Origin of the sequence: Mesorhizobium sp. WSM4887, assembly GCF_029625865.1 — a bacterium.
GTDB lineage: Bacteria > Pseudomonadota > Alphaproteobacteria > Rhizobiales > Rhizobiaceae > Mesorhizobium.
The window spans coordinates 18,345-30,571 of sequence record NZ_JARTVP010000011.1; the positions used below are offsets into that span (position 1 = coordinate 18,345).

Genomic DNA, 12,227 nt, shown 5'->3' on the forward strand with positions numbered 1-12,227 from the left:
GGCTCCTGTAATCGAGTTTCAAACCTTCAGGCGACGCGGACGGTCTTGCCTGTCTTGGCAGACTCCAAGGCGGCATCAGCCAGCTTCAAGGCGACCAGCCCGTCCTTGCCGCTCGGCGCCGCCTTCTTGCCGGCAGTCGCGGCGGCGATGAAGGAAGCGATCTCGTTGGCGTAGGCTTCGATGTAGCGGGTCATGAAGAAATCGTGCAGCGGCGGGCGGGTGTAGCCCTTGTCATTGGCGAGCTCGATCGACACCGGCCGCTGATTCTCGGCCGCAACCATGCCCTTCGAGCCGTGCGCCTCGATGCGCTGGTCGTAGCCATAGGTGGCGCGGCGCGAGTTGGAGATGACGGCCTGCTTGCCGGACGCCGTTTCCAGAATGACGCTGACGGAATCGAAATCGCCCGCTTCGCCGATCTTCTTGTCGACCAGCACCGAGGCGTGCGCGCTGACCGCCACCGGCTCCTCGCCGAGCAGGAAGCGCGCCATGTCGAAATCATGGATGGTCATGTCGCGAAAAATGCCGCCGGATCGCGCGATGTAGTCGAGCGGCGGCGCGCCCGGATCACGCGAGGTGATGGTGACCATCTCGACATCGCCGATGGCGCCGTCGTCGATCGCCTTGCGGACGGCGGCGAAATGCGGGTCGAAGCGGCGGTTGAAGCCGACCATCAGCGTAGCGCCGGCCTTGTCGACCACGGCCAGGCACTGCTCGACGCGCTTGACGTCGAGGTCGATCGGCTTCTCGCAGAAGATCGCCTTGCCGGCCCTGGCGAAGCGCTCGATGAGGTCGGCGTGAGTGTCGGTCGGCGTGCAGATGATGACGGCGTCGATGTCCTTGGCCTGCTCGATGGCGTCGATGCTGCGCACCTCGGCCCCATAGGCGGAGGCAAGCTCCGTCGCCGCTTTCTCGAAGGCGTCCGCCACGGCCACCAGCTTGGCCTGCGGGTTTGAGGCTACGGCGCGGGCATGCACCTTGCCGATACGGCCGGCGCCGAGAAGAGCGAAGCGGAGAGTCATGGAATGTCCTTTGAGGGTGGCTCTAAAACGTGTCCGCGCCGGCCGGCGCGGACGATTTGGTCTGGTCCCGTCGTGGCGCCTGGTCAGGCGGCCTGAAGCTCCGCCTGCCCGGTCTTGGCGCCGGTGATGTAAGCGACGATGTCGTTGCCGTCGGTGTCCTGCTTGCGCAAATTGGCGACGATGCGGCCGCGCCGGAAGACGACGATGCGGTCGACCAGGTCGAAGACCTGGCGCATGTTGTGGCTGATCAGGATCAGCGGCTCGCCGTTCTCCTTCAGCGTGCGGATGATGTTTTCGACCTGCGCCGTTTCCTGCACGCCAAGCGCTGCGGTCGGCTCGTCCATGATGATCAGCTTGGAGGCGAAGGTTGCGGTCCTGGCGATCGCCACGCATTGGCGCTGGCCGCCCGACATGTGGCGGATGGTGCTGGAAAGGTTCGGGATCTTCACCGCGGTGCGGATCAGCGCCGCCTCCGTCGCCCTGCGCATCGCCTTGCGGTCGAGAATCGAGAAGGGGCCGAGGTTGAAAAGCACCTTCTCCCGGCCGAGGAAGAGGTTCGACGGCACGTCGAGGTCGTCGGCCAGAGCCAGGTTCTGGAACACGGTCTCGATGCCGGCCTCGCGCGCCTCGATCGGGCCGGCGAAGTTCACTTCCTTGCCGTCGAACCAGATCTTGCCGTCGGTGCGCTGCTCGACGCCGGTGATCTGGCGCACGAAGGTCGACTTGCCGGCGCCGTTGTCGCCCATGATGGCGACATGCTCGCCCTTGCGCAGCTCGAAATTCGCCTCCTGCAGCGCGTGAACGCCGCCATAATGCTTGGTGAGGTTTTCGGTCTTCAGAACGATATCGGACATGGTCAAGCTCCTATCGCCCGGCGGCGCTGGCGCCATTGATCGAGAACGACTGCGCCGACGATGATCACGCCCTTGACCATCTCCTGGTAGTAGGCGTCGAGGCGCAGGAAGGTGAAGCCGGAGATGATGACGCCGAAGATCAGCGAGCCGATCACCGTGCCTATGATAGACCCGCGGCCGCCCGAGAGCGAGACGCCGCCGATGACCGCCATGGCGATGGCGTCGAGCTCGTACATCACGCCCATGCCGGCCTGGGCAGTGAGGTTCTTGGAGGAGAGCACCACCGCGGCGATCGAGGCGAGGATGCCGGCAATCACATAGACCAGCACCTTGTGGTTGGCGATCTTGATGCCGGACATGCGCGCGGCGTCCTCGTTGGAGCCAATGGCGTAACAATGCTTGCCGTATCGGGTGTAGCTCAGGATGAGCTGGAACAGGATCGCCAGTGAAATGAAGATGATGACCGGCATCAGCCCCTTGCCGATGGCCGCGAAGCTGTCGGTCGGGAACGAGATCGGTTGGCCCTTCGACCACCATTTGGCGATGCCGCGCGCCGTGACCATCATGCCGAGCGTGGCGATGAACGGCGGAATGCGGGTGTAGGCGATCAGGGCGCCGTTGATCAGGCCGGCAATCAGCCCGCAGCCGATCGCGACCAGCAGCGGCACGATGACCGGCAGGTCGGTCCATCCGTAGTCAATGAACATCGCCTTCGGGTTGGGATTGCCGTTGACGGTCGCAACCTGCGCGAAACTCATGGCGATCATGGCGGTGGCGCCGACGATCGAGCCCGAGGACAGGTCGATGCCGCCGCAGATGATCACCTGCGTGACGCCGATGGCGATGATGCCGACGATCGACACCTGCAGGATGATGATCTGCAGCCGCTGCTCGTTGAAAATAGCATCGACGTTATCGCGGGTGTTGAAGAGGAAGCTGTCGCCGAGGAAGACGCGGCCGATCAGCTCGAATGCGCCGACCAGGATGACCAGCGCCAGAAACACGTTGAACTCGGCAGGCCAGGGGCGCTTTTTGGCGTCATAGCTCAGCCCGCCAATGCCATGCGATGTCTGTGACACGTCTTCTTCCTCCGAATGACCGCGCCCGCTCTCCCGCCCGGTCGGGCGGGAGAAGGAAGGGAGCGACGCTGCTCTGTCTGCAGCCGATTTCAGCCAACTCGATGCGTCGGAGCGCCGCTCCAGGGTTTGTCCTCACGCAAGTCCGTACGGAAAACTTCCTGGAATTGCGTTGGCGCGACCTCAGTTCTTCTTCAGGAACTTGTCGATGTTCGCCGGCGTCACGAGCTGGAAGGGGATGTAGACCTTGCGCTCCACCTTCTCGCCCTTGGCGAGCTTCAGCGCCGCATCGAGCGCGCCCGCGCCCTGGCCCGCCGCGTCCTGGAAGACCGTGACGTCGAGATCGCCCGCCTGCATCGCGGCCAGCGCGTCCTGGGTTGCGTCGACGCCGCCGACCACGACCGACTTCATGTCGATATTGGCGGCCTTCATCGCCTGGATGGCGCCGATGGCGCTTTCGTCATTGTTGGCGATGACGCCGTCGAACGGCTTGCCGGACGACAGCCAGTTGGTCATCAGGTTCTGCGCTTCGTCACGCTTCCAGTTCGAGGTCTGCTTGTCGATGATTTTGATGAAGTTGCAGTCCGGCGTGGCAATCACTTCATCGATATCCTTGGTGCGCTGCACCGCCGCCTGATTGGATAGCTCGCCCATGATCACATAGACATTGGCTTCCTTCTTGCCGGCTTCCTTGAACAGCCGGCAGATTTCCTTGGTCTCGAGCGTGCCGGACTCGGCCTCATTGGACGCGACGAAAGCCTGGTTGTCGGGCAGCTTGTCGACATTGACCGGCTCGCGGTTGACATAGACCAGCGGGATCTTGGCCGCGGCCGCCGCATCCGACATCGCCTGGGTGGCCGAAGTGTCGACCGGGTTGACGATGATCGCGTCGACGCCCGAAGCGGCGAAGTTCTTGATCTGGTCGAGCTGCTTGGCCACGTCGTTCTGCGCGTCCTCGACCTGCAGTTCGACGCCGTCCATGCCCTTGGCCTGGGCGATCATGCCGTTGCGCAGCACCGTCAGGAAATTGTCGTCGAAAAGAGCCATCGAGACGCCGATCTTGGCGGCGAAGGCGGACGAACACATCAGCGCCGAAAGCGCGACGCCCAAAAGCAGTTTCTTCATTTTAGTTTCTCCTCCACTTGGTGTCCGGCTGCACCGATTGAACCGGAATCCCCGATGTTACCGGGGAATCTCTCCCATGGCCCTTCCGGCGGCGTTTTCCTCGCATAATGGAACGCCTGGTCCTCTGTTTGAAACAGATATTCCGGAACGAAAGAACCAAAATACCCAGTTGGTGAAATATTTATTCCATTTCGCTTACAGCCGTCAAGGGAGATTCGAAATGGGCGTGCCGGTTTTTCGATGAAGACAAGCGTGCAGCGCCCTCGCGGCCGGGCATGCAAACGTTCTGCGGCGGACTTCCGGGCAATTTCACGGCGCGAAAGAATTCCATCAGCCTGATGGATCACATCATTCCGACGGAAGGCGGCTTAGATGTTTTCCGGCAGATAGATGTCGAAGGGGAGAAAAGTCTGGCCGGGCGCATTGGCGGCGCCGGTCTCGATGGCATGCGCCATCAGCCCGACAAGCTCGCGGCAGAGCGCCGCCAGCGGGGTCGAGATCACCATGGTCAGGATGTTGTCGGCAAGTGCCGCGCGCGACTCCGCATTGATCTCGTTGCAGACGACCACCGGCATATGCGCCGGCTTCGCCGCCCTCAACGCCGCGACCGCGCCCTCCATGCCGCCGCCGGCGACGTAGCAGCCGGCAAGGTCGGGATGCCGAGCCAGAAGCTCGAGCATCGCATCCTGCGTCACCTGGTTGGCCTCCAGGTTGACCAGCGTCTCCATCACAGTGAAATCCGGCGCATGCTCGCGAAAATAGGAGCGGAAGCCGATCTCGCGCAGCTCGTGACCATGAAAACGGTGGCTGCCGACGAAAAGCGCGACCTTGCCTGGCTTGCTGGCGGCCTTGGCGATCATCCAGGCCGCGGTGCGTCCGACCTTGCGGTTGTCGAGCCCGACATAGCCTTCACGGATGCCGGCGGCGAAGTCGGAGAGCAGCGAAAAGACCGGCTGCCCTCGCGCCTTCAGCGCCTCGACCACCGCCGTCAGGGTGGGATGGTCCGGACCGACCACGGCGATGGCCCTGGATTTCGCCGCCAGCTTGCGCATCTGGGCGGCGATCTCATCGGGCGCCAGCGAAGCGGCGAAGTCGATCGTCGCAGTGCCCCGGAAACGTTGCGATTGCGAGACGGCAAGCTCCAGCTCGCGCGCGAAATCGCCGTAGAAAACGTCATTGCCGCGCAGCAGCAGGAAGCCGAGACGATATTCGGGCAACTCCTGGCGCATGCGCTGCCTGATCAGGCCAGCGGCGTGATAGCCGATGTCGGTCGCCGCCTCGTAGACGCGACGCGCCGTCTCCTCGCGCACCGGCAGGCGATTGTTCAACACCCGGTCGACCGTGGCGACGCTGAAACCTGAAACGCGCGCGAGATCGGTGATTGTCGGCCGCTTTGCCATGAGTGCTCCATCGCTTGCCCGACTCAGATTAGCCCAATCTGATAGAAAATGATAGAATCTATCTTTGTGACATTGAGGCTATCATGACTTGGCGCTATGGTGAAGTCGAAGCCAGCCATGGGCGAGGCGCGGCATTGCCGAGGGCCATTCGCCAGGTGCTGATGGAGGACCCCGCAATGACGGCAATCACGTCTCCGGCGCCGTCCGGACGCGACTACAGCCTGACCGGCCGCGACGCCAAGCGCGCGATCGAGAACGGTCTTTCGGCGGCCCAGTGGTACCACACCGAGATCCCGCGCAAGCAGATGAAGGAGCTGATGCAGCGCTCCGACCAGCCCGCTATCCGAGACACCATCATCTGGCTCGGTGCGCTGTTCCTCAGTGGCGCGGGCGGCGCTTGGTTCTGGGGCAGCTGGTGGTGCGTGCCGTTCTTCTTTGTCTATGGCACGCTGTACGGTTCCTCGACCGACTCCCGCTGGCACGAATGCGGTCACGGCACTGCCTTCCGCACCCAATGGATGAACGATGCGGTCTACCAGCTCGCCTGCTTCATGATCATGCGCAATCCGGTGACCTGGCGCTGGAGCCATACACGCCACCACACCGACACCATCATCGTCGGCCGCGACCCGGAGATCGCCGTCATGCGACCGCCGGACCTTTTGCGCGTTGTGCTGAATTTTTTCGGCGTGCTCGATGCCTGGCATGCGATGACCGACATGGTGCGCAATGCCGCCGGCGTCATCAGCGCCGCAGAACAGACCTTCATCCCGGAACAGGAGCAGCCCAAGGCCATCCGCATCGCCCGTATTTGGCTCGCCATCTATGTCGCGACCATCGCGCTGGCGCTCTATCTGCATTCATGGCTGCCGCTGATGCTCGTCGGCCTGCCCCGCCTCTACGGCGCCTGGCATCACGTCATGACCGGGCTGCTGCAGCATGGCGGGCTGGCCGACAATGTCATCGACCATCGGCTGAACAGCCGCACCGTCTACATGAACCCGATCAGCCGGTTCATCTATTGGAACATGAACTACCATGTGGAGCACCACATGTTCCCGATGGTGCCCTACCACGCGCTGCCCAAGCTGCATGAGCTGATCAAGCACGATTTGCCGGCGCCGACGCCGTCGATCCTGGCCGGCTACCGCGAGATGATCCCGGCCTTCCTGCGCCAGCTGCGCAACGAGGACTACTTCCTCAAGCGCGAGCTGCCGCCGACGGCAAAGCCCTACCGGGAAGAGCTGCACAACGACAATCCGGTAGCGGCCGCGGCCGAGTGACCGGATCCGACACAACCGACAACGAAGAATTTCGCCGGAGGACGACATGAGCGACTGGGTCGAGGCCTGCGCGGCCGGAGACATCGACGAGGAGGACGTAATGCGGTTCGATCATGCCGGCCGCACCTACGCCATCTATCGCAGCCCGGAGGACGAGTATTACGCGACCGACGGCCTGTGCTCGCATGAGAAAGTGCATCTGGCCGATGGGCTGGTGATGGACGACATCATCGAGTGTCCAAAACACAATGGCCGCTTCAACTACAAGACCGGCGACGCGCGCGGGGCGCCGGTCTGCGTCAATCTCAAGACCTATCCGGTCAAGGTCGACGCCGGCAAAGTCCTCATTCAGCTTGGGTGACGGCATGGCGGGAGGAATGGTCATCATCGGCGCCGGCGAGTGCGGCGGTCGTGCCGCGCTTACCCTGCGCGACCTTGGTCATGAAGGGCCGGTGACGCTGGTCGGCGACGAGCCGCATCTGCCCTATGAACGGCCGCCGCTGTCGAAGGAGGCGATGACCAGCGAGGCGCCCCTCATCAAGGCGATCGCCAGCGACGAGCTTTTGGCCGAACACTCGATCCGCCACATCCATTCCGTTCGGGCCGTCGCTATCGACCGCGCCGCGCATCTCGTGCGCCTCTCCGACGGCTCTTCGCTTGGCTATGGCAAGCTGCTGCTCGCGACCGGGTCCGTGCCGCGCAAGCTGCCGATGCCTGGTCTGGGCGGCCGCTGCGTTTATCTCAGGACCTTCAACGACGCGCTCGCGATCCGCGCCCATCTCAAGCCGGAGAACCGCGTCGCCATCATCGGCGGCGGTTTCATCGGCCTCGAGCTTGCCGCTTCGGCGCGCAAGCTAGGCGCAACGGTCACAGTGCTCGAGGCGCAGCCGCGCATCCTGATGCGCGGCGTGCCGGCCGAGATCGCGGAAATCATTCATAAGGCGCATCAGGCCGAAGGCGTGAAGGTGCTTACCGGCCAAGGCATCACGGCGATTGCCGATGACGGCACGCAAGTTCGCATCACGCTTGCCGACAGGCAGGACATCGTCGCCGATCTTGCCGTGATCGGCATCGGCGCGGTGCCGGTGACGGCGCTCGCTGCCGAAGCAGGACTTGCGATCGACAATGGTATCGCCGTCGATGAGAACCTTTGCACCGCGGATCCGGATGTTTTTGCCGCCGGCGACTGCTGCTCGTTCCCGCTCGCCGTCTATGGCGGCCGGCGCGTGCGGCTGGAAGCCTGGCGCAACGCGCAGGAGCAGGGCGCGCTCGCCGCGAAGAACATGCTGGGCGCCAACGAGGCGCATGCCGCGGTGCCGTGGTTCTGGTCGGATCAATATGGGCTCACGCTGCAGATCGCCGGGCTTTCGGACGAAGGCCGCTCGACCGTACGGCGCGACCTCTACGACGGCGCCTTCATTCTGTTCCACCTGGCCGAGGACGGCAGGCTGGTCGCCGCCAGCGGCATCGGGCCCGGCAATGCGGTGGCGCGCGACATACGGTTGGCCGAGATGCTGATCGCGAAGCGGGCGACGCCCGCGCCTGAGGCGCTCGGCTCGCAATCGGTCAAGCTGAAGTCGCTGCTGGCGGCATAGGCCCGAGTAATCGCTGGAAACGAGGGGATCCACGGACATGGCACGCAACAGACCGACCGTCGCCGATTTGCAATTGCTGAAGGGCAAGCGCCAGCTTTCGAAGCTGCGCGTTTTCTCGCTGGAGGAGGCCGAGGCCGCCGAGCGTGCCGGCATCGACATCATCTCGGTCCCCTATGATCTTATCTTCGATCCGCGTTTTCGCGACGCCGCACCCACTTGCTTTGCCATTCCCGGCGACGAACGCATCAAGCTGGGCGCAACCACCGACGAGATCCTGCGCATGGCGGTGAAGCTGCGCGCGGCCAGCGCCGACGCCATGTATTGCGCGGCCAGCCTGCAGACCATCCGCCGGCTGCGCGACGAGCATATTCCGGTCTGCGGTCACGTCGGGCTGATCCCGGCGCATGCGACCTGGACGGGCGGCTTCAAGGCGGTCGGCAAGACGGCCGAAAGTGCTGCCTTCGTCTGGAAGCAGGTCAAGGACCTTGAAGCCGCCGGCGCCTTCGCCGCCGAGATCGAAGTTGTGCCGGCCCCGGTTGCAAGCGCGATCTCGCGGCGTACATCGCTGATCATGATCTCGATGGGCGCCGGCGCCGGCTGCGATGCGCAATATCTGTTCTCCGAAGACGTGCTCGGCAGCAATCGCGGCCATTATCCGCGCCATGCCAAGCGCTACCGCGACTTCGCGGCGGAGTTCGACCGCCTGCAGAGCGAGCGCATCGCGGCCTTCCGCGAATATGCAGACGATATCCAGGCGGGCGCCTATCCAGAGCCGCGGCACATGGTCGAGGCGGATGCCGACGAAATGCGCAAGTTCGAGGCGTTTCTCGCCTCGGAAGGCTACTGAACCACCCGGCTCAGCCGGCTAGAACAGCGTCTTCAGCTCGTCCAGCTTGTCGTTGACCAGCCAGCCGTAATAATTCTCCTCGGGCAGCTTTTCCGGTTCCCCGGCGGCGCGACGCTTCTCGTTCTCCTCCTCCAACGCATAGGCGCGCTGCTCGGGGTTGCCGACATTGTAGAGCGTGGCGGTCAGGCCCGGATTGTGCGAGATGTCGAAGCCGGCGATGCTGTTGTAGGCGTCGATCGACTTCCTGATGGTCGCAGCGACGTAAGGCAGCGTGAGGTCGGGATCCATGATGGTCTTGTAGACCGTGTTCGGATCATTGACGTCGAGCTCGGGCAGGCCGGAGACCTTGTGCACGAGATCGCTCATCTGCAGCGCCGTCAGCGGGTTGAGCTGGCCGAGTCCGAAAGTCTGGCCGGCATAGTAGGGTTGGAAGAAAGTGGCTCCGAAGCGGTCGTTGGGGAAGCTGGTCCCGCCGACGGTCTTGCCGCGGAAGGAATGGTTCCACACCTGCTCGCGGCATTCCCAGAGATCGTAGCTGTCGGTTATGCCGGCGCATTTCTGGAATTGCGGCCGCTCAACGAAATCGCTGACGTCCTCCCCTTCATAAGCAAAGGTGAGCTTGCTCGACAGGTAGGACATTGCCTTGACGTAATAGGTCTGCAGCCGATCATAGGCGTCGACATTGTAGGTGTGCTCGCCGACGATGGCGCCGACGATGTGCATCGGATCGATGTCGTAGGCGGCCGCCACTTTCCTGATCTTGGCGCGCAGCTCGGCATCGTTCTGCAAGAGCGCGTAGACCTTGCGATACTTGGCCTGGAAGCTGGTGTTGGTGGCCTGAGTGCGCCGGCTGGAAGCGCCCGGAATATCCGGCTGCACGCTATTGCGATTGCCCGGCGGCACCATGGTCGCCGCGTTCGCCGTTGCCATCGCCGCGGCCAATGCCAGCCCAACAAAAAGAAGTATGCGTTTCTTCATCCACCGCCGCCTTCAAGTCGGCGGCAAACTAGGTAAAGCGCGTGGGAGAGTCGAGACGAGGCAAGCTTCCGACGGGACGAAAGGTGGCCAGATGGTACCATCTGGCCACACATCGCCGGGCTTCGCCCGTTAGAGGATGAACCGTGACAGGTCGGTGTTGCGCGAGAGATCGCCGACATGCTTCTGCACGTAGTCGGCATCGATGGTGACCGCCGTGCCGTGGCGGTCCGGCGCGTCGTAGGAAATCTCGTCCAGCACCCGTTCCATCACCGTCTGCAGGCGTCTGGCGCCGATGTTCTCGACATTGGCGTTGAGGTCGACGGCAATGCCGGCGAGCGAATCGATGGCGTCGTCGGTGAAGGCCAACTCGACGCCTTCGGTCTTCATCAGCGCAATATACTGCTTGATGAGGCTGGCCTCTGTTTCGGTGAGGATGCGGACGAAATCCTGCTTCTCCAGGGCACGCAATTCGACCCGGATCGGCAAGCGGCCCTGCAGCTCCGGAAGCAGGTCCGAAGGCTTGGAGACGTGGAACGCGCCCGAGGCGATGAAAAGAATATGGTCCGTCTTGATCGGCCCGTATTTCGTCGCAACGGTGGTGCCTTCAACCAGCGGCAGCAGATCGCGCTGAACGCCTTCACGTGAGGGACCGCCCGAAATGTCGCTCCTGGCCGCGATCTTGTCGATCTCGTCGAGGAACACGATGCCGTCATTCTCCGTCGATTCCAGCGCCTGGCGAACCACCTCGTCCTGGTCGAGCAGCTTGTCGGACTCGTCATTGATCAGTAGCGCGTAGGATTCCTTCACCGTCGTCTTGCGGGTCTTGGTCTTCCTGCCGCCCATCGCCTTCGACAGCATGTCGTTGATGTTGAGCACGCCGATATTGGCGCCCGGCATGCCGGGGATCTCGAAGCCCGGCATACCGCCGGTGCCGGTGTCCGCCACCTCGATCTCGATCTCCTTGTCGTCGAGCTCACCGTCGCGCAGCCGCTTGCGGAAGCTGTCGCGCGTGGCCGGGCTCGCGGTCTTGCCGACCAAAGCTTCGAGCACGCGCTCTTCGGCATTGATGTGAGCGCGCGCCTTGACGTCCTCACGCATCTTCTCGCGCGTCAGCCCGATGGCGACCTCGACGAGATCGCGCACGATCTGCTCGACGTCGCGGCCGACATAGCCGACCTCGGTGAACTTGGTGGCCTCGACCTTGACGAAAGGCGCGCCGGCCAGCCGCGCCAGCCGGCGCGAGATCTCGGTCTTGCCGACGCCGGTCGGGCCGATCATCAGGATGTTCTTGGGCATCACCTCTTCGCGCATCTGGCCCTCCAGCTGCTGGCGGCGCCAGCGGTTGCGCAAGGCGATCGCCACGGCGCGCTTGGCGTCTTTCTGGCCGATGATGAAGCGGTCGAGTTCCGAAACGATTTCGCGGGGAGAAAAGGTGCTCATATTACTCAAATTCCACTTTGCCACTGCCTGATGGACTCGAACGGATGCAGCAGCATGATCACGTTGAGCGTCAGATTGTCCCGGATGATGTAGCCCGTGCCGAATTCGAAAATGAGCGCCAGAGCCACGATCACCCATATAGGGAGCTTTCGCGCCATCACAAATCCGAGCGCCATGAACAGCGTGTCGGACACCGAATTGATGATGCTGTCGCCGTAGTAGTTGAGGGAGATGGTGCCGGCGCGGTAGCGGTCGATGATGAAGGGGCTGTTCTCCAGGAGTTCCCAGCCGCCTTCGATGAGGACGGCGAAAGCCAGCCTCAGCCCGACGGGCGAGCGCGGGAACAGAGCCCAGGCCAGCGCATAGAACAGGAAGCCGTGGATGATGTGCGAGAAGGTGTACCAGTCGGCGATGTGCTGGGAATTCTCCGAGCTGTTCACCACACCGTGCCAGAGCTTGACGTAGCCGCAGGTGCAGATCGGCGGATGGCCCATGCCGTAGAGAATGCCGGCCTGGAAAACGACGAGAGCCAGCACCAGCAGCAGCCCCATGCGCCAGCTGTCTTCATAGGCCGACAGCGTCTTGTCTCCCCCGGATGCGGTCATTGTGA

Annotated in this window: 13 protein-coding genes; 5 read left to right on the top strand and 8 right to left on the bottom strand. The window is 63.3% G+C overall.

Annotation, left to right across the window (positions count from 1 at the left end):
* Positions 1–26: 26 nt before the first annotated feature.
* The 4 genes from iolG to P9230_RS27035 all read right to left on the bottom strand — a co-directional run bounded on the left by iolG (position 27) and on the right by P9230_RS27035 (position 4,074).
* Positions 27–1,019, bottom strand: coding sequence for an inositol 2-dehydrogenase (gene iolG / locus P9230_RS27020; protein WP_095799068.1), 993 nt, complete (start codon positions 1,017–1,019; stop codon positions 27–29).
* An 83-nt stretch (positions 1,020–1,102) separates the two neighbouring features.
* Positions 1,103–1,873 (bottom strand): ATP-binding cassette domain-containing protein, encoded by a 771-nt coding sequence (locus P9230_RS27025; protein ID WP_067003269.1) that lies wholly within the window; start codon positions 1,871–1,873, stop codon positions 1,103–1,105.
* A 2-nt stretch (positions 1,874–1,875) separates the two neighbouring features.
* Complete coding sequence (locus P9230_RS27030) at positions 1,876–2,952, bottom strand: ABC transporter permease (protein WP_095782140.1); 1,077 nt, start codon at positions 2,950–2,952, stop codon at positions 1,876–1,878.
* A 180-nt stretch (positions 2,953–3,132) separates the two neighbouring features.
* Positions 3,133–4,074 carry a sugar ABC transporter substrate-binding protein gene (locus P9230_RS27035; protein WP_067323901.1) on the bottom strand — a complete coding sequence of 314 codons (942 nt, stop codon included), beginning with the start codon at positions 4,072–4,074 and terminating at the stop codon, positions 3,133–3,135.
* A gap of 76 nt (positions 4,075–4,150) precedes the next feature.
* Here P9230_RS27035 and P9230_RS27040 point away from each other — a divergent pair, with 76 nt between their 5' ends.
* Positions 4,151–4,318: a hypothetical protein gene (locus P9230_RS27040; RefSeq protein ID WP_278121228.1), complete on the top strand. Its 168-nt coding sequence runs from the start codon at positions 4,151–4,153 to the stop codon at positions 4,316–4,318.
* Positions 4,319–4,442: 124 nt separating this feature from the next.
* Here the strand turns inward: P9230_RS27040 and P9230_RS27045 are convergent, their stop codons facing one another.
* Positions 4,443–5,474: a LacI family DNA-binding transcriptional regulator gene (locus P9230_RS27045; protein ID WP_278121229.1), complete on the bottom strand. Its 1,032-nt coding sequence runs from the start codon at positions 5,472–5,474 to the stop codon at positions 4,443–4,445.
* A 176-nt stretch (positions 5,475–5,650) separates the two neighbouring features.
* On the opposite strand from P9230_RS27045, the gene P9230_RS27050 reads away from it, so the two are divergent.
* From P9230_RS27050 to P9230_RS27065, 4 genes are read left to right on the top strand one after another with little or no spacing between them, the layout of a single operon-like run.
* A complete protein-coding gene (locus tag P9230_RS27050) occupies positions 5,651–6,757 on the top strand; it encodes a fatty acid desaturase family protein (RefSeq protein WP_278121291.1) in 1,107 nt (368 codons plus the stop codon).
* Between the two features lie 46 nt (positions 6,758–6,803).
* Positions 6,804–7,118, top strand: coding sequence for a MocE family 2Fe-2S type ferredoxin (locus P9230_RS27055; RefSeq protein ID WP_067002880.1), 315 nt, complete (start codon positions 6,804–6,806; stop codon positions 7,116–7,118).
* 16 nt (positions 7,119–7,134) lie between these two features.
* Positions 7,135–8,352, top strand: coding sequence for an FAD-dependent oxidoreductase (locus P9230_RS27060; RefSeq protein WP_245322441.1), 1,218 nt, complete (start codon positions 7,135–7,137; stop codon positions 8,350–8,352).
* A gap of 37 nt (positions 8,353–8,389) precedes the next feature.
* Positions 8,390–9,199, top strand: a complete 810-nt coding sequence (locus tag P9230_RS27065) for a 3-methyl-2-oxobutanoate hydroxymethyltransferase (protein WP_067323895.1) — start codon at positions 8,390–8,392, stop codon at positions 9,197–9,199.
* A gap of 18 nt (positions 9,200–9,217) precedes the next feature.
* Here the strand turns inward: P9230_RS27065 and P9230_RS27070 are convergent, their stop codons facing one another.
* From P9230_RS27070 to P9230_RS27080, 3 genes are all read right to left on the bottom strand, one after another.
* A complete protein-coding gene (locus tag P9230_RS27070; RefSeq protein ID WP_067323893.1) occupies positions 9,218–10,177 on the bottom strand; it encodes a DUF1402 family protein in 960 nt (319 codons plus the stop codon).
* A gap of 129 nt (positions 10,178–10,306) precedes the next feature.
* Complete coding sequence (gene hslU, locus P9230_RS27075) at positions 10,307–11,617, bottom strand: ATP-dependent protease ATPase subunit HslU (protein WP_067323891.1); 1,311 nt, start codon at positions 11,615–11,617, stop codon at positions 10,307–10,309.
* 5 nt (positions 11,618–11,622) lie between these two features.
* On the bottom strand, positions 11,623–12,222 hold the full coding sequence (locus P9230_RS27080) for a DUF2585 domain-containing protein (RefSeq protein WP_067002893.1): 600 nt from the start codon (positions 12,220–12,222) through the stop codon (positions 11,623–11,625).
* Positions 12,223–12,227: the final 5 nt, after the last annotated feature.